The following is a 19,660-nucleotide window of genomic DNA, read 5'->3' as shown; positions in this document are numbered from 1 at the left end:
GCGTTATTTTCATAAATATTTTATTTTTTCACAAACTTAGGAATTATTCCCCCTCAAATATTTATTTCAAAACTATATTAACAATAACCCAACCCAAGTAACTTCATCTTTTCTAAATTCAATATTAATACCAATTTTCTTGCATGTATTTATAACATCTATGCCCATTGCTTCTAGTGAGGGTCTAGCCTTATTAGGATAATTACACTTTTTGATACCAAGCTTTGCATTACATACTTTGCATAGTTTACAGTTACCACCAATTAAAGCATAAGAATTTTCAAAGCCAAGTTTTTTTACTTCTTCTTCTAGTTCTAACATAATCTCATGAAGCTTATAAGCAGGTTTGTAGAATTCTTTCATATCATTTGGGTCATTTACATTATCTTTAACTATAACTATAAAACCTACATTATATGTTTTTAACTTCTTTTTAAACTCTTCAATACCGCCGACATATGGTGGACACATGTAATTTGCACCATATTGTTCACATTTGTTCTGTATACAGTAGTTCCTTACTGTTTGAGTTATTTCAATTTCATTTATCAATACCTCTTTTATCACATAAACTTTTTTCGTAATTTCATATACCTTCAACAAATCTTTAACTTTAAGCTTATTCATATACGAATACTCCTTTATTTATTATACATTGTCCAAATTCCTATATCTTTAAATCCTAATCTTTTGTATATCCTACCAGCTTTCGGATTATCATAAAAAAGGCATAAACTTTTTCCCTCATTCAAAAGATCTTTACATAGTTTAGTCATGCAAGCTGTTGCATAACCTTTTTTTCTATAATCTATATGAGTACAAACACCAACTATCATAGCAGAAGTACTGTTTTCAGCTGTTGTTTGTGCAACTGAAACCATTTTTCCATCTTCTTCTATATAATATCCTCTACCTGTATTATCCTCAAATTTCCTTCTTATAGACTCTTCAGATATGTTTTTAGAAAATTCTTCTATTAATTTGGTTAATTCTATTATCTTATCAACATCTTCTAACTCTACTTTTTTTACCTTAGTTAATAACTCATTTTCTTCAAGTTTTGAACCTTCATCTAATTTACAGAAATATGTATCTCTTTTCTTTGAAAAGCTATGCAGCTTTTCAAATTTCTCAACTGTAGATTTTTCTCCTGAAAACATCTTAAAATCTTCACTCTTCATAATATTATAAAACCCTTCAACATCAAATTTATCTCTTGAATAAAAAATAAAGCTCTCAAAGTATTTTAATAAAACACCAATTAGTTCTCCCTTTTGATTAAACTCTCCCCACAATTTCTGAAATTCATTATTGAACCCATAGTTCTCAACATCTCCTATAATAAACAAATTTAACTCTTTTTCTTTCTTAACATATTCCATAAGTATGCCATAATCCTCATTATTTAGTAATCTAATCATTGTAAACTCCCCCCCTACTAATAATTTTAAATTATTATACAGTATAACTTCAGTTAGTTCAAATATTTTATCGATAAAAATACCCTATAGCATAACTACTATAGGGTATTTTTATCAGTAATTTCTCTATTACTGTATTTACTTAAAACTAACACTATTATAGGTATAGTAATAAGTTGAATTATTATTCCTGGTAAACCTGTTAATATAGATCCTTTAACAAACATAAGTGCATTTATTTTAACTCCGAAAATAACAGATAAAATATAAGCCACTAGTCCGCCACTAATTCTTCCAATAATCATTGCTAAAATCAAAGATATGACAGTATTTAGTTTCATTTTTTTACTAAAGATAGACACACTTAAACCATATAATCCTATCTCAAAAGACATAATCAAAGCTATTGGGAATAAAGGTGGCATTCCTGTAACCATTGAATTTAAATAAGGCAATATAAAACCAATAATAAATGCAGTTGGAGATGATACAAAAAATCCAGCTATTAATGCAGGTATATGCATTGGTAAGAAAACTTTCCCACTAATACCTATTAAGTGGAATAAAGATGGTAATACTATTCCCATAGCTATAAATAATCCTGCTAAAACAATTTCTCTAGTTTTACTGTTTAAGTTCATATTCAATCCCTCCTTAAAAAAATAACCATGAAAATAATCTTTCCTATAAGATTACCTTCATGGTTTTATTTCCTTACTTTATTTATTTCCTCAATAATATAATCAAGCATTTGATTAATATTTAATTCTTGTGTACCTGCTATATAGACATTACATCTATTGAGAGGTAAAATGATCTTTCTTGCTTCACTTGTAGATATGGCTTCAGCCATTACTGGAGTTATTTCTCCCATCATAGAATTCGCAATCAATATTGCTATAGGTCCAATAATTATGTCAACTTTTTTACTCATTACTTTTACAGCATTTTCACCTGTTGCCCCTGCATTAGCTCCTGCCTTTAACATATTGGAGGTTGCCAAAGAATTCGTTCCTAATGCAATAATTTCTATATCATCTTTAATTTCACTTCTAACTTTTTCTACAATTGACTTACCTAAACCTCCACCCTGTCCATCTACAACTGCAATTTTCATAACATCTCCCCTTCTTAGGACATCACAATCATTATAATACAAATATATATTATTTATCAATACAGCAATAACTATATTTGAAGAAACTTTTTTACATTTTCTATTAATTTTACTGTATCTTCATGGCGTTGAGCTATCTTTTCAACAGGGCACATATCACTTTTATCTCTATTTAATATATATTGCACCTTTGTATTATATTCATATTTAATATTATATTCTTTTAATACTTTAACAGCATTTTCGCTCACAATATCTGCAAAGATTGATCTAAATCCTGCCTTTATGCAAAGCATTGCTGCTGCTTTACCTATAACTTTATCAGCTAAGCTTGCTCCTTTTATAGCTTCTTCTTTTTCTAGAACAACACTCAGTAATGGTTTTATCCCTCTTTCCTTACTTACAAATACAACTTCACCATTTTTAACTATAGCTAGAGAATAATTTTTCTCAAATAATATTTCTTTTGCTTTTTCTAAATCGTACATCGTGCTACCACCTTGTCAACATTTTTATATAAAATTCAAAAACAAAATTATAAAATGAGCAGAAATTCCAGCAACAAGCCCACCTATTACATGACTCGTTATCGCCTTTGATATAAGTTTTCTATATCCTAATGCATCTAACATAGCAACATGTGTGCTTAAAAACCCACTCCAACACATTCCCATTGCAGTAAAAACAGCTATTTCATTTGAACCTATAATACCACTTTCTAAAAACTTTGGAACAAGACTTAAAGCTGCTCCAACAGCTCCTAATGCAGTTATTGGAAATGCTATAGCTTCAGGACTTTTAAAACCAAATAAAGGCTTAAGAATAGGTGATAAAAACTCTCCTATTCTTGGCAGCAATCTAACTCCTTCAAAAGCCTTTCCTTGATATCCAATAGAAGGATCAGCTGGCCCAAAAGTTAAAACCATTATAACAGTACAAATTACTAAAACTCCTGGAATTATACTAAGCCCAATATCTACTCCTAATTTACCTCCTTCTAGAAAAGCTGTTAAAAATCTTTCAAAAAAGCTGCCTTGTGCGTGCTCTATAATATTATCTTCAATATCTATATCTCTCTTATTTTTCATCTTCTTTTCTGGTTCTTCGGGTAATACTTTTTTAGTTCTATAAGCCATTATTCTAACACTAACAACACTTCCTATTATAGCACCGATATTTCCTATTAATGCCTCTTTAAAAAATCCTAACCCCGTCATGAAAGTTGTAACTATAAGACCCATTCCAAATGCAGTACCTAGATTGCATAAGCAGGGTATTTGATGTTTCTTAAAATAACTTAAGAAATCATCATCCTTGGATAATGATATAATTGCTGGATTATCAGAAAGATAAGTTGTTATTACTCCTAAAAAAGCTACTCCAGGCATATTGAATAAAGGTTTCATTAAAGGAGAAAATATCTTATTTAATAGCTTAACTAAACCAAATTCAGTTGCAAGCTTACCAAAAGCTCCAGTTAATACTGCTATTGCCATAATATAAAATACAGTATCAATTAACAGCTCATAAGCTGTTGACATAATAGTCGAAAACATATTACTAATTCCCATATTTGCCCCTAAATAACCAAAAAACAAAGAAATAATTGCCAAAAAAATAATAGTATCCAGATATGGAATCGTTTTCCTAGTGCTTCCCGTTGTCATTTTATGCATCGTTTATACACCCCTTCTAAATATGTTAATTAACCCAGGATAATCATATTATATAAGATACAAAATACTAAAGCAATAAATTTTATCAATGTTTTGAAAAATTCATATAAGTGATAGGCTAGTATTCATATTTCATTCAAAGATGTGTAAAACTAATATAAATAGTTTAAAAGGGGTGTTTAATTTGAATATTAAAGATAAGAAAGAAAATCTTACAAAAGATGAATTATTAGTTGATTACATCAAAGATCAATTAGAAGAAAAAATGCAAGCATCTAGTATGGATATTAACGTAACCTGCAGAGATGGAGTCGTTCACCTTTCTGGATTTGTTGATGTACTAGCAGAAAAAAAATATGCTCAGCAAATCGCTTATAATATTGACGGAGTTAGAAAAGTAGAAAATAACATCACTATAGGTGTTGAAGGACAGATTACAGATAAGCATATCGAAAAAGAAGTTATCGACAGACTTCGTAATAACAGTTATTCTGAAAAAATAAATGGTGTTGGAGTCAAAGTAAAAGATGGTGTTGTAAATCTAGTTGGCCATGTAGATACATTAAAAGACTCACACATTGCAATGGAAATTGCATCTAAAGTCAGAGGTGTAAAGGACGTTGTAAATAATACACAAATCTCTACTTTAGGGGTAATTGATGATGTTACTATAACTAATATGATTAGAGATAAATTAAATAGAGCTAATTTTAGTGGAGAAGATATTGCTTGTACAGTTACAGGAGGTATTGCCTCATTGTCAGGATATGCACAAACTAGAAGAGATGCAGAAATAGCAAAAGAATTGGCTATGAGCGTTAAAGGAGTGAGGAAAGTTATTAATAAAATTCGAATAAGAGAAAAATAAGCCATGATTTTACTAACAAAGAAGTTAGCTTAGTGTACATGCTGAGCCAACTTCTTTATACTAAAATTACATTTTTACATCCATTTTTTGATGCTATATTAAATAATTTCTGCAAAAGTTCATCATCTGGTACAAAGCTGTGTACTCCCTCGCGTACTCCAATCGGTCTATATTTGATAATCTTATATCTTATATTTGGATTTAAACTAGCTATTAATTTGCTTATATTATCAACATTATAGTAATTATCTAAAATACCTGGCACTATTACTGTCCTAACCTCATATAGTTTATTAATCTTTGCTAAATACTTTATATTTTCAATTACAGTTGCATTGCCTTTTCCAGTAAGTTTTAAATGCTCATCTCTATCAAACGATTTTAAGTCTATCATTGCCATATCCATATTTTCAACTAATAATCTTAAATTATTTAAAGGTATATACCCATTGGAATCTAAAAAAGTAGTTAACCCGATTTCCTTTGTTTCCTTAAATATTTCACTAACAAAATTATACTGTAATGTACATTCTCCACCAGAAATAGTAACACCAGATATAAAGGGCTTTATTTTTCTTACAAAATCAATTACTTCATCCACTGTCATCAATTTTACTTTTGGTGAACTTGAATTTGGACAAGTTTTTATACATAAATCACAGTTTTTACAGTACTTTTCATTCCATATAACTTTATTATTTATTATACTAAGTGCATTATATGGACATTTATAGACACATATTCGGCAATTTATACAATAGTTAATAGTTTCTGGATTATGACAATACAAACAATTAAAATTACAACCTTGTAAAAATATTACTGTTCTATTTCCAGGTCCGTCAACAGAACTAAATGGTAAAATTTTATTTACATAACCTTTAGTCATATCTTCTTACCTTTCTATTTAGAAGATTTTGCTTTTCAACCGCTTCCAATCCTAAAGAAACTGTATCTTGCAGCACTTGGTATCCTTTTTTTAGCCTATCCATATCTGATTTTTTAACTAAATATCCTGTAATTCTTATCAAATCACTATCACTACAATAGAAAGAAAACATTCTTAACCCACTTTCCATTGCACCATCTATAATATTTAATACATATTCTGGATTATTTTTCGCTGTACTATCAAAAGTAAATATATCACTTATACCAGACGGAAAATACTTATGAAACATGGATGCTTGTAAAATATGCTCATAAATTTCTGGTTCATCACCTATTGGTATTCTACAACCAGGACTAACATCTATATCTGAAGATATACCCGACTGTGCATGTAGAAGAAATTTACCTTTAGTAATCTTACAATATTGATTATGATAATTGTTGACTTCTTTCTTTATTTTCTCGATTATCTCAATACCAAGATTATTAGCTTTTTTAGAATGACCATATTTTTCAATTTTGTCGACTGCATTTAGCAATATGTTAACACATTCTGCTAATCCAAAAATTCCAAACATTGCTGTAAATCTATCCTTTAAAATCAGACCTTCGTCAACAAGAAAACTGCTTTCAAAGAAATTACTTTCTTCAACCAAAAATTTTATTCTTTCATCCATTACTTCAGTCATTAATTTTACTGCATAAGGAATTACTTTATTAAGAAAATCGTCAATTCCTGAACTTATTCTAGCAAGTCGCTTTAAATTTAATCTTACTAGCGTATAGCTTCCTCCACCTATAGGCAATCCATTATAACAGCTTGCTATTCCATATCTACCATCAAAATCCTTTTGAAACATTTTATGGTTTGCAAAGTATGGTTTAGATACTTCTAATCCAGTTCTTACAGCCTCTATTGCAAAATCTCTGGGTGTATCTTTACTATATTTTAGCGTTAGATTAGGTACTGCATTTCTTAATTCCCTTTCTGCAACTAATATTGCTCTTCCTACCTTAGTAGCTTCTGGCCCAATATTAGCATGAACAAAAGAATCAGTTAATGTTTTATCTATATGAGTTAAAAACAATTTTATTATACTTAATACATATTCTTCATCTTCATCTGCTGCATAAGGCTCTAATAACTTATCTATTTCACCTAAATATACTGGGAACGATGTTATTGAAGGGACATGTTTATATAAAATCAGTAGGTTATTAACAGCTTCGAGTAGACTTTCAGCAGGTTTTAAACCAAAAAATTTACTGCCATTCTCCATAAATTTTTTATAATCAGGCAATATATATCTAGGTCTATAAGGTGCATTACCCTCAAATAAGTCACATATAATGCCTTTATTCATAAACTCTTTTGCTTCAGAACTAATATTTAATACATTTATTGAATTTTCAGCTTCTCTTGCTAACTGCAACACTTTTTGCTCAAATGTTAATGTTTTATCTTTAATAATATTTAATACATTTTCCATAGATTCCACTCCCTAACCTTCAAATAAATCTTCGAAAACCTTTTCTATTTGCTCCTTCCTTCTTTGTGTTTCTTCTATATCTATATAATATTCATTATCTTTAATTACTACTACATCTCCTTCCTTAGCATTCTGTGGAAGTTTATCTTTAAGTATATTAATAATTTTTAAATTCTCTAGTTCAACTATAGCATATTTACCTTCAAATCTATCAATTGTACCCTTTATAAAAATACCCCCTATTCTATACAATTTTTATGAGGTCTATATCCTGCTTTTTCTGCTTCTTCTTCACTTTTGAATACTACCCTATTTTCTTGTTTTGGCAAACTTTTACATTGTGTAGCATGGTAAACCTTTGTTCTTTTATTACCTATATAAACTGTTTTTTTATGTTTTTCATTTTTTGTTATATCATAATTATTTTTTGTAATTCCTTTATTGAAATCGATTTTATAGCCATCAGAAGTTGCAATTATAGTTCCCAATTCATCCGTTCTTAATACTTTTATCCCCATTTTATCTAGCCTTTTTAATACTTCTTTATGAGGATGTCCATAATCATTATCTTTACTAACTGATATAACTGCAAATTTAGGATTAATTTTTTTTAAAAATTCATAATTGGTTGAAGTTCTGCCCCCATGATGCCCAACCTTTAAAACATCTGCTTTTAAATCATAACCTAGCTTTATCATTTCTGCTTCAGAATCTTTTTCAGCATCACCAGTAAAAATAAAAGAAGTATTTTTATAAATTAACTTGTTTACTATTGAATATTCATTAGTTTCATCATACTTTTCAGAATTTGGGGCAATTATTGTAAACTTCAAATTCTCTGTGTCTATTATACTTAAACCACCTTTTGCTTGAATAATCTTTAAACCTTTGTTTTTTATTTCCTGTAACAAAGTTGCAAATATTCTTGTATTACTTATCTTATTTGGCATATATACTTTTTTAATATCAAAATTTTTTATAACCTCTGGTAATCCACCAATATGATCTTCATGTGGATGAGTTGCAATAATATAATTTATCTTACTAATACCCATACTTTTTATGTATTCAACTACAAATTTCCCATCTTCTCTATTACCACCATCTATTAATGCAGTCTCACCATTAGGAAATTGTATTAATATACTATCTGCTTGCCCAACATCAAGAAAATGAACTTTTAATAAACCATAGCTGTTACTTGATACATTTTGATTTGATACATCAACTTGAGTACAACCAAAAAGAAATGTGATTAATAAGACTAACAATAAAAACTTCAATTTTTTTACTTTTATAAGCTTCACTATTGTCATACCTCCCTAGCTGCAAAAAATATTGTTATTTTTTATTTGATCTTATTCTTCCATAATAACAGCAGCCTATAGCACCATTAAATTGAGGATAATTTAATGAAATTACTTCATCATAATCTGCACTTAAATATTTTATTAGTGCATTATTACGAGCTACACCACCTGAAAGTACTAACTTTCTTCCTTTGAATCTCGTTAAAAGCGGCTTCAGTCTTCTATATAAAGAAAAATTAACGCTAGAACACAGTGATTCTAAATTAACTCCTTCTGCAATTTTACCTATTAATTCAGATTCAGAAAAAACTGCACAAGTTGAATTAAGCTCAACTGGGTCTTTATAATACTTAAATAATTCATCTAAAGAAACCTCTAAAATATTAGCCATATTTTCTAAATATCTACCACATGAAGCTGCACATTTGTCATTCAATTCTAAGTCACTTATAATTCCTTTCTCAACTTTTACAATTTTAACGTCTTGACCACCAACATCTAATAAAATAAAATCCTTCAAACCACTCTGATAAATTGCTCCATATACATGTGCCTTTATTTCATTGATAGGCTCAAATCTTCTTAAATCAGTATTATTTCTACCATAACCTGTAGAAATCGCTATATCTATGTTTTTGATATTAAGCTTTTGCAAATCTACTACTATCTTTCCATCAAAATTGCAATAATCTCTATAAAAAGACATTGTACTTACTTTAAACATTTTTATTATCTTTTCATCTTCCATTAACACAACCTTTACTTCTCTACTTCCTAAGTCTATTCCTAAAATTCTCAACTTCAGCACCCCTTCAAATCACTAAGCATATCTAAAAATGCTTCTATTCTAAATTTAGTTCTAGCATCTAGTTGATTTAATTTATCACCTTCTATATTTAAAACTGGTACATCTAATTCTTTTTTTATGATAATATCCTCGATTGCTCTATAACAAAAAGCCTGAGTATAATGTATAATACCATCTATTTTTCTCTTCTTTATTTCTTCTTTTATCTTTTCTAATCTAAACCCGATATCATATGGATAAGTATAATCGTAATACTGCTCATAAATGTCTTTAGCGTTCTCAGCTCTTGGAAAAGCAAATTCTCTTTGTACTTCATTATAAATTATATGTGAATCAAATTTCTCTACAAATTCATATAAATTACCAGTCATAGGTGGTACGCCTATATATCCTAATCTTATTTTCCTCATTACTGGACTTCTTTTTTCGATTTCGTGCAATTTTTTTAATAGCATTTCCTCAAATTCGTCTATATTCCCATTAAAATCACTTAAACTTACTTGATATAAATGATTTTCAAAACCATTTACTTTTCCCTCCATATACGTAAGCTCATCTATTCTTTTTGCAATTTTTCTAATTTTATTCAATCTTTTTCTGATTAACTCAACTTGAGTTTCATAAACCCCAAATAAAGACATAAAATCTTTTATTGCTTTCTTTACATCTCTTAAATTATGACTATGTGGATATGAAAAAGGATATACCTTTATCCCATTTTGTCTTAATACTTCTATCAACGCTTTAGTATTTGAACAATCTCCTTCTATTACACCTATTACTTCAGTAATCTCATTTTCCAAAACTGCCCCATAGATACCTTTAATCCAAGCACATGAGCTTTTTGGAAATCCATCTTTTTCTGCTATTTCTATATATTTCCCATATTCCTCTGAAGTAATAAAAAGATTATTTAAGTCAATAACTCTGTATCCAGCAGCTAATAAAACTTCTATTGGAACAGTTGTAGTTATCCCTATTGTTTTCATCTTAAGTACCTCCTAAGTAATTAAATCCAAAAAGTACAAAAAAAGGGCATACGTGCCCTTTTATTAATACTACCTATATCAGTAGCTGGCCCGTAGTTTTGTTTAAAGACAGGATGGTTTCGAACTGTCTTATTTAATTTTGCTGATTAAGTATAGCATAAATATTATAAATACTCAATTTAATTTCACATTAGATCCTTAAGAATTTCCTTAATCTATTTTTATAATAACTGATAGCTAAACTATAACATATATCATAAATAATAAAGAATACTTGTAATAACAATAAAATAAACCATATTGGAAGTTTTATATATAAATTACTAACAAATAAATTAACTGTAATTATATAAGTCACATATGCGAATAAGTTAAAAAGAGCTATTTTTATTACCCATTCAGCTAAAATATTATTTATTTTTTCAATATAATATTTTATTATTCCATAATATCCAAAATAAATAACATACGGTATCATTATTAATTTATTAGGTATAATTATAAATCCTAAAATAGAAACAGCTCCATAAGTTATTAATGAAAAATAAGTTTTAAATTCTATTACAATCGCAGCAATAAAAACAGTACTCAAACTAAAGAAAAAAATCTTATTAGTAGGTAATATTGAAGCTAAATATAGACACAAAACAGATAATAATACAACAATACCACCTAGAGCTACTTTTTTTGACTTGCTTGAATTACTCATATTATTTGCCCCCATTAACAGCAAGTGATAAAATCTCCTCCCATACATTCACAGCAACAGTCAGTACATATTAAACATTGACAAATTTCACAAAGAGAAGTATCGCTACCATAACCCATACTTCGTCCTACATCTCTATAAGTTTCATTTCTAAAAGAAATATTGTTTAACACATTTCTATACTCAGTATTGTTTGGATCCAAATTAACAGCTCTTCTAACATGCTGGTATCCCTGCTCATACCAGCCTTTTTTCAACAATATTACTCCTTTTAAAAAATACCATTCAGCTCCTCTACTTGTACTGTTTTCTAATATATTATATGCTTCTTTAAGTCGACCCATATCAATCAATTTGCGAACCTCATCGAATTCACTAAAATTTGTACTGTCATATTGATTGTACTTCCAGTTATTATTACTTTCATGATTTCTACTTCTTTTATTCATAAGTATATTATAAGCTTCATTAATCTCTTTAAGTTTCTCTTCAGCAAGGTCAGCAAGAGGATTATTAACATATTGATCTGGGTGGTATTTTCTCACAAGCATCTTATATGCTCTCTTTATTTCTTCTTCACTTGCACCATCTCTAAGCCCTAATACTTCATAAGGATTTTTCATTGCTTACAACTCCCTTTCTTAAGAATCTGCACCATTTTCTGTCTTGTTCCCATATAAACTATATTTTCAATTATATTTCTATTATATTTTATATCTAATAATTCGAAACTTTTTGCTAGATTGTCTAGCGTAAATGTCAGAAAAAATTCTATAGGCTCTCTTACTCTATTTAAAAAGTTTTCTAATCCTTCTTTTGAACTATATTTATATTGTAAAAGGATAGGGTTATAATTTCCCTCTTTAATATCTTTTTCTATATCATTAAATGCATCTAACACATAAATAAAACGTCCTAAATTATATCCAAGCCATCTTAAAACTCTTATCGTCCTATCATCACTAATAAACGGCGATGCAGCTATCTCTTCCATTAGCTTACCAAAAGCATCAGCACTCTCATCAATAATATCACATTTTTCTTTTTCTAGTTTTGCTAACTTGTCCAAATTATTTACAACAGCTAAATATTTATCTTCAAAAACGTATTTAGCTTTATTTTTTGGAAAAATAAAGGGTATCATACCTATTAAAGAAAGTAAATTCCTTTCATCTTTCCAATCATCTAACAATTTATAATAAACTAGAATAACACTAATATAAGCACTATAACTAAGATTTTCATTTTTCACTACAATAGGCTTTTTCTTAAATGGATTAGCAATACAGCCTTCATATTTTATCTTGTCCTTTTTTTCGTCTAAAGAGGATAATAATAGTCCTAAAAAAGTGAAATCATAATTTAAACCAAATCTAACTACTTGATTAAATTCACTTCCAAGAACCTTGCATAGTCCGCAATAATATGCTTTAAATATATTATATTCTCTAACTTTCAATTCATCTTTATATGGTGTTACATAGCCAAACAATTTATCCACTCTTTCTATTTTTTAAATTGATTTAATTGCTTAATTAATATTTTAAAGTATCAAATAAGAAATAACAATAATATTCTTGTCAAAAAATCTCCAATATTCAAGAAATTGATTATAGTTAACTATTAAATGGCAATACTAGAATTGAAATTAAAATCGGAGGTAAGCTTATGAGAATCCCAAAACATATAGGAATAATTCCTGATGGAAATAGAAGATGGGCCGTAGGGAAAGGGCTTTCAAAAGAAATGGGCTATGAAAAAGGTCTTGACCCTGGTATTAAAGTATTTGAATTATGTAAAAAAATAGGAATTAAAGAACTTACATTTTATGGTTTTACTATAGATAATACTAAAAGGCCTTCAATACAAACTAGAGCGTTTACTAAAGCATGTATAAAAGCTGTAGAATTACTTTCAAATAGAGATGCTTCTTTGTTAGTAGTAGGTAATACTGATTCTCCTATGTTTCCTAAAGAATTACTGCCTTATACTAATAATAGAAAAACATTTGGTAAAGGAGGTATAAAAGTTAATTTTTTAGTTAACTATGGTTGGCAATGGGATGTAAAAAAATTAATAAATCAGAAAAGCATCTCTAATAATGTAATAGGCTTATTGCATTCAAAAGATATTTCAAGAATAGACTTAGTTATACGCTGGGGAGGTAGAAAAAGATTAAGTGGTTTTTTACCTTTACAAACAGTTTATTCAGACTTCTATTTTATTGATGATTATTGGCCTGATTTTAAAAAAGAGCATTTTTACCATGCTCTTGAATGGTACGATAAACAAGACATAACATTAGGAGGATAAAATATAGGCTTAGAGACATGCTAAGCCTATATTTTAACTTATATATCATTTACAGGAGTTAATGGTTTTTCATTATTAAATACAGCTATTATGTTTTTTGCAGCTATTTTCGCCATATTATCTCTCGTATTAATAGTTGCACTACCTATATGTGGCACCAAAACAACGTTTTCCATTTTCTTTAAATCTCCCTCTACTTCTGGTTCTTTTTCATAAACATCTAATCCTGCTCCCCAAATTTCTTTCTCTTTTAAAGCCTTAACTAATGCTTTTTCATCTATTACAGGGCCTCTTGCTGTATTTATTAGAATTGCAGTTTTTTTCATCAACTTAAATTCACGTTCTCCAATCATATGATATGTCTCTTGTGTAAGTGGAACATGAAGAGAAATAAAATCTGATTCTCTTAATAAAGTGTCTTTATCAACCCACTTAGCATTAAATTTTCTTTCCATTTCCTCGTCTCTTTTTCTATTATGATACAAAATCTTCATATCAAACCCAATACTCCTCTTTGCAAGTGTCTTGCCTATTCTCCCAGCACCAATTATACCTAAAGTCTTTCCAACCAAATCTTGTCCTAAAAAAAGAGTTGGAGACCAACATTTAAACTTTCCGGCTCTAGTATATTTATCAGCTTCAACTATTCTTCTTGCAACACTTAATAAAAGTGTCCACGCTAAATCAGCAGTTGCATCTGATAGCACATCAGGAGTATTTGTAATAATGATACCTCTTTTTGTAGCTTCATCAACATCTATATTATTAAATCCTACTGCATAATTTGCAAATATTTTAACTCTTTTAGCCCTATCATATACTTCCTTATCAATCAAATCTGTTAATTGACATAATACAGCATCTTTATCTTCAATATTGCTTATTAATTCTTCTTTAGTTAAAGGTCTATCTTCCATATTAATTTCAACTTCAAAATACTGCTTTAAAAGATTAATTCCTATATCAGGTATTTTTCGTGTTATATAAACTTTTTTTCTATTCACAAAACTCCTCCCCTTGATTCTATTAGTTATAATTATTTTATGCTTGGTAGTTATTTATTTCAATAACAAACTGAACATCTAATGTGCTTTATTTAAGTTATATCTTTCTATTTTCTTATATAAACCAACTCTACTAATTCCTAAAATTTTAGCAACTTTATTTTTATTCCAATCGTTCTTTTCTAAACATTCGAGAATAATTTCTTTTTCTATTTCTTCTATCATATTTTTCAAACTCTTTTTTTCATATATGTATTTCTTTGCTTTATTTTTAGTTATTTTTTCAGGCAAATGCTCAGGTTTTATAATCAAATCTGCATCTAATAGATTTACTGCCCTTTCAATAACATTTTCTAACTCTCTAATATTTCCAGGCCAATCATAACTTTCAAGATATTTTATTGCATCATTTGAAATCCCTTCTACATATTTTCCTAGTCTATTAGATACTTTTACAAGAAGTTTTTTTGTAAGAATACTAATATCTTCTTTTCTTTCTCTTAAAGAAGGTATTTTAATAGGCATTACATTAAGTCTAAAATAAAGATCTTCTCTAAATAATCCTTGTTTTACAAGCATCTCCAAATTTTTATTTGTAGACGCTATTATTCTAATATCTATATTTCTTACAATATTTCCTCCTAATCTTTCAATCTCTTTTTCTTGAAGCACTCTTAAAAGCTTAGCCTGCATCCTAATAGGCATATCACCTATCTCATCTAGTAAAATCGTCCCTCCATTAGCTAGTTCAAATTTTCCTTTCCTTCCACCTTTTCTAGCACCAGTAAACGCACCTTCTTCATATCCAAATAATTCAGATTCAAGTAGTTCCTCTGGTATTGCAGCACAATTTATTCTAATAAACGGACCTAAATATCTTTTACTAGCGTTATGGATAGCATGTGCAAAAAGCTCTTTTCCCGTCCCACTTTCCCCTGTAATCAAAATGTTCGAATCTGTTTTTGCTACTTTCATAGCCAATTCTTTTACTGCTTGAATACTAGCGCTCCTGCCAATTATGTCTTTAAATGAATATTTTGTAGTTCTTTCCTTATTCAATTCACTTTTGTAATATTCCAATTCTTGCTCTAATCTATTAACCTTATTAGTCAGAGTAACTAAATCACTCACATCTTTAAACATAACTTTTCCAACAGCACCAATTACTTTCCCATTCTTTTTTATTGGAATACGCATAGCTACCATTTTATTACCTTGTACTTCTTGAATCTCACCAATTTCCATTACTCCAGTTTTTAAAATAATATGCATTCTTGTATTTTCTATAACTTCAGTAACATGCTTCCCTTCAGGGTTAGGATTATTTATAAATTCTTTATACGCTTTACTCATCATAGTAATTATTCCTTTTTCATCTACTACAACAACTCTTTCATTTAATACATCTAAAATTGTATTAAGTATTTCTAAATGTACTTTATCTTCTTCAATTATTTTTATCAATTTACTATAATCTGTTACTTCGCGAAATAAAGCTATTGCTCCTTCAATTTTTTTATCTTTAAATACAGGTATTTTGTTTAAAACAAATTTTCTTCCATTATATATAAAATTATTCTCCAGTTCTTCTTTTCCAGTTTCTAATACTATATTGAGTTTAATACTTAATATAAAATCTTCTACTTTTTTCTTTTTTACAGTTTCAAATCCAAATATCTTCTTTGCAGCTTCATTAATTATAACAACATTACCTAATTTATCTATTCCTATTACTGCATCAGTCATATTTTTAAAAACTTTACTAACATAACTATTTGTAAATTCCATTGCACTCTCACCCTTTTAAATAATTAACTTTGTTAAAATTATATCATATTAGCATTTTAAAAACAAAACATCAGTAATTTTACCACAAAAAAATCTCTTGGCTAAAATCCAAGAGATTTTTGCATTTCTTTTGATTTTTTCACAGCTTCTATTTCTTCAATTAATGCAGGAATTACTTTATTTACATCTCCAACAATACCAATGTCAGCAACTTCAAAAATAGGAGCTTCAGGGTCTTTATTTATTGCAATAATAAAATCTGATTCTTCCATTCCAGCTAAGTGTTGAATAGCTCCTGAAATACCACATGCTATATATAAATCAGGTCTAACTGTTTTCCCAGTCTGTCCTACTTGATGTTCTCTATCAATCCATCCAGCATCAACTACTGCACGTGAAGCTGCAATTAATCCATCAAGCTTATCTGCTAGTTTTTTAAGTAATTCAAATTTCTCTGGTTTACCAATACCTCTTCCACCTGCTACTAATACATTTGCTTCTTCAATTTTTATTTTCTGCTTTTTCTCTTTTACTATCTCTAATATTTCAACATTTATATCTTCTTCAGAAAAATTCACTTTAAACTCTTCAATCTTTCCAACTCTATTTTCATCTTTTTCAAGCAATGGCATAACTCCAGGTCTTACTGTAGACATTTGAGGTCTATGTTCTGGGCAGACAATTGTAGCCATTAAATTGCCACCAAAAGCTGGTCTTGTCATTAAAAGATTTCTAGTTTCTTCTTCTATATCTAACGAAGTACAGTCTGCTGTAAGCCCTGTATGTATTCTAGCTGAAACTCTAGGTGCTAAATCTCTACCTATAGCCGTAGCACCAATTAAAAATATTTCTGGCTTTCTTGATTTTATTACTTCTGTTAAAGCTTTAGTATAAGGTTCAGTCATATAAACATCTAATATTTCATCATCTATATAAATAACTTCATCAGCTCCATAGTGAATTAAAGTATCTACTTTGTTTTTTATATTATATCCAAGTATAACAGCTGTAACAGACTCGCCTATTTTTTTTGCAATTTCTCTACCCTTTCCAATTAACTCTAATGAAACTCTCTGTATTTCACCTTCTCTCTGCTCAACAAAAACATATACTCCTCTAAATTCTCTAATATCCAAGGTACTCCCTCCTTAATCTATACCAATTTTAAATGAAAAACTTCTCCTTTAACTTTTCTACTATTATTTGTGCAGCCTCTTTTGGATCTACATCATACACTTTACCGGCCGTTTTTGCTCCCTTCGTGAAAGATTTCTTAACCTTTGTCGGAGAACCTCTTAAACCAATATTTGAAAGGTCTACATCTATATCATTTAATGTCCATTTTATTATCTCTTTTTCTCTATAAGCATCAAATACTCCACCTACTGACATATATCTAGGAACATTCATTTCACTTAAAGTAGTGATTAAACAAGGCATTTTGACTCTAATTAAATGGTATCCATCTTCAAACATTCTCTTTAAAATTAATCTATCATTATCCAATTTTAAATCGGCTACATAACTGACTTGAGGAAGCCCTAGATGTTCTGCTATTTGAGGACCAACTTGAGCAGTATCGCCATCTATAGCTTGTCTTCCAGCGATTATCAAGTCATAATCTAACTTTCTTATAGCTGCAGCAAGTGTTGAAGATGTAGCCCAAGTATCTGCACCCGCAAACGCTCTATCACTTAATAATATTGCTCTATCTGCTCCCATTGCTAAAGCTTCCCTCAATGCTTTTTCTGCTTGTGGTGGTCCCATAGTCAATACTGTTACCTCAGCACCGATTTCATCTTTTAACCTCAAAGCTGCTTCTAATCCACTTTTATCATCTGGATTTATTATACTAGGTACACCTTCTCTTATTAATGTTCCTGTAATTGGGTCTAGTCTTACTTCAGTAGTATCAGGAACCTGTTTAATACAAACTATTATTTTCACCTTAAAGCCCTCCTATCTTAACATACTAGCAGCAATAACCATTCTTTGAACTTCTGAAGTACCTTCATATATCTCAGTTATCTTTGCATCTCTCATCATTCTTTCAACTGGATATTCTCTTGTATATCCATACCCCCCATGTAGCTGAACAGCTTTTGTAGTAACTTCCATTGCTGTCTCAGATGCAAAAAGCTTAGCCATAGCCGCATATACACTATAGTTTTCGTTATTATCTTTAGCTTTTGCTGCTCTATATACAAGTAATCTTGCTGCATCAGTCTTAGTCTGCATATCAGCCAAACAAAACTGTGTATTTTGAAATTTTGCTATAGCTCTACCAAACTGCTTTCTTTCTTTTACATATTTAACAGTTTCATCAATTGCTCCCTGAGCTATACCTAAAGCTTGTGCTGCTATACCAATACGTCCACCATCAAGTGTTTTCATAGCAATTTTAAATCCTTGTCCTTCTTTACCAAGTAAATTCTCCTTAGGTACTCTACAATTCTCAAATATAAGCTCGCATGTAGAAGAACCTCTTATACCCATTTTCGCCTCTTTCTTTCCAATACTAAATCCTTCAAACCCTTTCTCTACAATAAAAGCTGATATTCCTTTGACACCTTTTTTCTTATCTGTCATTGCCATAACTATATATACATCTGCAAATCCAGCATTTGTTATGAAAATTTTTGAACCATTTAATATATAATAATCACCATCTAATACAGCTTTAGTCTGTTGTGCAGCTGCATCGGTACCTGCATTTGGCTCAGTTAATGCAAATGCCCCTAACTTTTCACCTTTAGCAAGCGGAACTAAATATTTTTGTTTTTGGTCCTCTGTACCAAACTCAAATATCGGTGCTGCACATAAAGATGTATGTGCTGATACAATAACTCCTGTTGTAGCGCATACTTTAGATATCTCCTCAACAGCCATAATGTAAGCCAAATTATCTCCACCCTGTCCACCATACTTTTTAGGAAATGGTATCCCTAAAAAACCGTACCTAGCTAATTTTTTTACTGTCTCTACTGGAAACATCTCTTTTTCATCAACTTCTTCTGCAAGAAGCTTCACTTCTTTCTCTGCAAACTCCCTATACATTTCTCGTAACATTTCATACTCTTTTGCAATACGAAAATCCATTCTTTATCCTCCTTCAGATTATAAAATTGTAATTTAAATCTATTTTGTTAATTTTTTAACATTTGAAGTTGAAAGAAATTTTATGTTAAGTCTAAGATAGCAATTTTTATGCCAAATTTTTAAAAATTTTGTCAAAATAACTTTTCCTTTAAGCATAAGAAAATATAGTATTATAGA

General features: G+C 29.4%; 22 protein-coding genes. 2 read left to right on the top strand and 20 right to left on the bottom strand.

What is annotated here, in order from left to right:
• Nucleotides 1-72 precede the first annotated feature (72 nt).
• From TR13x_RS08180 to TR13x_RS08155, 6 genes are all read right to left on the bottom strand, one after another.
• Nucleotides 73-627 (bottom strand): DUF2284 domain-containing protein, encoded by a 555-nt coding sequence (locus tag TR13x_RS08180; protein WP_054871434.1) that lies wholly within the window; start codon nucleotides 625-627, stop codon nucleotides 73-75.
• Between the two features lie 14 nt (nucleotides 628-641).
• Entirely contained in the window at nucleotides 642-1,421 is a 780-nt protein-coding gene (locus TR13x_RS08175; protein ID WP_054871433.1) for a GNAT family N-acetyltransferase, read from the bottom strand.
• 98 nt (nucleotides 1,422-1,519) lie between these two features.
• Nucleotides 1,520-2,062, bottom strand: a complete 543-nt coding sequence (locus TR13x_RS08170; protein ID WP_054871432.1) for an ECF transporter S component — start codon at nucleotides 2,060-2,062, stop codon at nucleotides 1,520-1,522.
• Nucleotides 2,063-2,127: 65 nt separating this feature from the next.
• Nucleotides 2,128-2,538 carry a DUF3842 family protein gene (locus TR13x_RS08165; RefSeq protein ID WP_054871431.1) on the bottom strand — a complete coding sequence of 137 codons (411 nt, stop codon included), beginning with the start codon at nucleotides 2,536-2,538 and terminating at the stop codon, nucleotides 2,128-2,130.
• Between the two features lie 71 nt (nucleotides 2,539-2,609).
• The gene (locus tag TR13x_RS08160) at nucleotides 2,610-3,026 is read right to left on the bottom strand and encodes a DUF1893 domain-containing protein (protein WP_054871430.1); all 417 of its coding nucleotides are present in this window, start codon (nucleotides 3,024-3,026) and stop codon (nucleotides 2,610-2,612) included.
• Nucleotides 3,027-3,050: 24 nt separating this feature from the next.
• Nucleotides 3,051-4,214 (bottom strand): hypothetical protein, encoded by a 1,164-nt coding sequence (locus TR13x_RS08155; RefSeq protein WP_054871429.1) that lies wholly within the window; start codon nucleotides 4,212-4,214, stop codon nucleotides 3,051-3,053.
• Nucleotides 4,215-4,398: 184 nt separating this feature from the next.
• On the opposite strand from TR13x_RS08155, the gene TR13x_RS08150 reads away from it, so the two are divergent.
• Nucleotides 4,399-5,082, top strand: a complete 684-nt coding sequence (locus TR13x_RS08150; RefSeq protein WP_054871428.1) for a BON domain-containing protein — start codon at nucleotides 4,399-4,401, stop codon at nucleotides 5,080-5,082.
• A 55-nt stretch (nucleotides 5,083-5,137) separates the two neighbouring features.
• On the opposite strand, the gene TR13x_RS08145 is transcribed toward TR13x_RS08150, so the two are convergent.
• From TR13x_RS08145 to TR13x_RS08105, 9 genes are all read right to left on the bottom strand, one after another.
• A complete protein-coding gene (locus TR13x_RS08145) occupies nucleotides 5,138-5,971 on the bottom strand; it encodes a YjjW family glycine radical enzyme activase (RefSeq protein ID WP_054871427.1) in 834 nt (277 codons plus the stop codon).
• Nucleotides 5,964-7,463, bottom strand: a complete 1,500-nt coding sequence (locus TR13x_RS08140) for a YjjI family glycine radical enzyme (protein WP_054871426.1) — start codon at nucleotides 7,461-7,463, stop codon at nucleotides 5,964-5,966. The genes TR13x_RS08145 and TR13x_RS08140 overlap by 8 nt, the downstream gene beginning before the upstream one ends.
• A gap of 12 nt (nucleotides 7,464-7,475) precedes the next feature.
• The gene (locus TR13x_RS08135; protein ID WP_242851750.1) at nucleotides 7,476-7,715 is read right to left on the bottom strand and encodes a DUF3006 domain-containing protein; all 240 of its coding nucleotides are present in this window, start codon (nucleotides 7,713-7,715) and stop codon (nucleotides 7,476-7,478) included.
• Nucleotides 7,703-8,779: an MBL fold metallo-hydrolase gene (locus TR13x_RS08130; protein ID WP_054871425.1), complete on the bottom strand. Its 1,077-nt coding sequence runs from the start codon at nucleotides 8,777-8,779 to the stop codon at nucleotides 7,703-7,705. Before TR13x_RS08130 ends, TR13x_RS08135 begins: the two co-directional genes overlap by 13 nt.
• 25 nt (nucleotides 8,780-8,804) lie before the next feature.
• Nucleotides 8,805-9,572, bottom strand: coding sequence for an acyl-CoA dehydratase activase (locus tag TR13x_RS08125; protein WP_054871424.1), 768 nt, complete (start codon nucleotides 9,570-9,572; stop codon nucleotides 8,805-8,807).
• A gap of 2 nt (nucleotides 9,573-9,574) precedes the next feature.
• Nucleotides 9,575-10,570, bottom strand: a complete 996-nt coding sequence (locus TR13x_RS08120; RefSeq protein ID WP_054871423.1) for a 2-hydroxyacyl-CoA dehydratase — start codon at nucleotides 10,568-10,570, stop codon at nucleotides 9,575-9,577.
• 190 nt (nucleotides 10,571-10,760) lie between these two features.
• A complete protein-coding gene (locus TR13x_RS08115; protein ID WP_054871422.1) occupies nucleotides 10,761-11,279 on the bottom strand; it encodes a hypothetical protein in 519 nt (172 codons plus the stop codon).
• Nucleotides 11,280-11,293: 14 nt separating this feature from the next.
• The gene (locus TR13x_RS08110) at nucleotides 11,294-11,902 is read right to left on the bottom strand and encodes a J domain-containing protein (RefSeq protein WP_054871421.1); all 609 of its coding nucleotides are present in this window, start codon (nucleotides 11,900-11,902) and stop codon (nucleotides 11,294-11,296) included.
• Nucleotides 11,899-12,771 (bottom strand): DUF5685 family protein, encoded by an 873-nt coding sequence (locus TR13x_RS08105; RefSeq protein WP_054871420.1) that lies wholly within the window; start codon nucleotides 12,769-12,771, stop codon nucleotides 11,899-11,901. The genes TR13x_RS08110 and TR13x_RS08105 overlap by 4 nt, the downstream gene beginning before the upstream one ends.
• A gap of 176 nt (nucleotides 12,772-12,947) precedes the next feature.
• On the opposite strand from TR13x_RS08105, the gene uppS reads away from it, so the two are divergent.
• Nucleotides 12,948-13,592, top strand: coding sequence for a polyprenyl diphosphate synthase (gene uppS / locus TR13x_RS08100; RefSeq protein ID WP_054871419.1), 645 nt, complete (start codon nucleotides 12,948-12,950; stop codon nucleotides 13,590-13,592).
• A 38-nt stretch (nucleotides 13,593-13,630) separates the two neighbouring features.
• Here the strand turns inward: uppS and TR13x_RS08095 are convergent, their stop codons facing one another.
• The 5 genes from TR13x_RS08095 to TR13x_RS08075 all read right to left on the bottom strand — a co-directional run bounded on the left by TR13x_RS08095 (nucleotide 13,631) and on the right by TR13x_RS08075 (nucleotide 19,483).
• Nucleotides 13,631-14,596, bottom strand: a complete 966-nt coding sequence (locus TR13x_RS08095; RefSeq protein ID WP_054871418.1) for a D-glycerate dehydrogenase — start codon at nucleotides 14,594-14,596, stop codon at nucleotides 13,631-13,633.
• Nucleotides 14,597-14,674: 78 nt separating this feature from the next.
• A complete protein-coding gene (locus TR13x_RS08090) occupies nucleotides 14,675-16,384 on the bottom strand; it encodes a sigma-54-dependent Fis family transcriptional regulator (RefSeq protein ID WP_054871417.1) in 1,710 nt (569 codons plus the stop codon).
• 101 nt (nucleotides 16,385-16,485) lie between these two features.
• Nucleotides 16,486-17,520, bottom strand: coding sequence for an electron transfer flavoprotein subunit alpha/FixB family protein (locus tag TR13x_RS08085; RefSeq protein WP_054871416.1), 1,035 nt, complete (start codon nucleotides 17,518-17,520; stop codon nucleotides 16,486-16,488).
• Nucleotides 17,521-17,548: 28 nt separating this feature from the next.
• Nucleotides 17,549-18,331 carry an electron transfer flavoprotein subunit beta/FixA family protein gene (locus TR13x_RS08080; protein ID WP_054871415.1) on the bottom strand — a complete coding sequence of 261 codons (783 nt, stop codon included), beginning with the start codon at nucleotides 18,329-18,331 and terminating at the stop codon, nucleotides 17,549-17,551.
• Nucleotides 18,332-18,343: 12 nt separating this feature from the next.
• A complete protein-coding gene (locus TR13x_RS08075) occupies nucleotides 18,344-19,483 on the bottom strand; it encodes an acyl-CoA dehydrogenase (RefSeq protein WP_054871414.1) in 1,140 nt (379 codons plus the stop codon).
• Nucleotides 19,484-19,660 lie beyond the last annotated feature (177 nt).

The organism is Caloranaerobacter sp. TR13 (genome assembly GCF_001316435.1).
In the GTDB taxonomy this organism is placed as follows: domain Bacteria; phylum Bacillota; class Clostridia; order Tissierellales; family Thermohalobacteraceae; genus Caloranaerobacter.
The sequence above is the reverse complement of the archived record's forward strand: the minus strand, read 5'-3'. Positions and strand labels throughout refer to the sequence as shown.

Excerpts from the sequence above, each read along its gene's own strand:
- TR13x_RS08120 (WP_054871423.1), bottom strand. The coding sequence starts at position 10,570 with ATGAAAACAATAGGGATAACTACAACTGTTCCAATAGAAGTTTTATTA.
- TR13x_RS08140 (WP_054871426.1), bottom strand. The coding sequence starts at position 7,463 with ATGGAAAATGTATTAAATATTATTAAAGATAAAACATTAACATTTGAG.
- TR13x_RS08090 (WP_054871417.1), bottom strand. The coding sequence starts at position 16,384 with ATGGAATTTACAAATAGTTATGTTAGTAAAGTTTTTAAAAATATGACT.
- TR13x_RS08075 (WP_054871414.1), bottom strand. The coding sequence starts at position 19,483 with ATGGATTTTCGTATTGCAAAAGAGTATGAAATGTTACGAGAAATGTAT.
- TR13x_RS08170 (WP_054871432.1), bottom strand. The coding sequence starts at position 2,062 with ATGAACTTAAACAGTAAAACTAGAGAAATTGTTTTAGCAGGATTATTT.
- TR13x_RS08160 (WP_054871430.1), bottom strand. The coding sequence starts at position 3,026 with ATGTACGATTTAGAAAAAGCAAAAGAAATATTATTTGAGAAAAATTAT.
- TR13x_RS08175 (WP_054871433.1), bottom strand. The coding sequence starts at position 1,421 with ATGATTAGATTACTAAATAATGAGGATTATGGCATACTTATGGAATAT.
- TR13x_RS08110 (WP_054871421.1), bottom strand. The coding sequence starts at position 11,902 with ATGAAAAATCCTTATGAAGTATTAGGGCTTAGAGATGGTGCAAGTGAA.
- TR13x_RS08130 (WP_054871425.1), bottom strand. The coding sequence starts at position 8,779 with ATGACAATAGTGAAGCTTATAAAAGTAAAAAAATTGAAGTTTTTATTG.
- uppS (WP_054871419.1), top strand. The coding sequence starts at position 12,948 with ATGAGAATCCCAAAACATATAGGAATAATTCCTGATGGAAATAGAAGA.
- TR13x_RS08115 (WP_054871422.1), bottom strand. The coding sequence starts at position 11,279 with ATGAGTAATTCAAGCAAGTCAAAAAAAGTAGCTCTAGGTGGTATTGTT.
- TR13x_RS08165 (WP_054871431.1), bottom strand. The coding sequence starts at position 2,538 with ATGAAAATTGCAGTTGTAGATGGACAGGGTGGAGGTTTAGGTAAGTCA.
- TR13x_RS08145 (WP_054871427.1), bottom strand. The coding sequence starts at position 5,971 with ATGACTAAAGGTTATGTAAATAAAATTTTACCATTTAGTTCTGTTGAC.
- TR13x_RS08180 (WP_054871434.1), bottom strand. The coding sequence starts at position 627 with ATGAATAAGCTTAAAGTTAAAGATTTGTTGAAGGTATATGAAATTACG.
- TR13x_RS08155 (WP_054871429.1), bottom strand. The coding sequence starts at position 4,214 with ATGCATAAAATGACAACGGGAAGCACTAGGAAAACGATTCCATATCTG.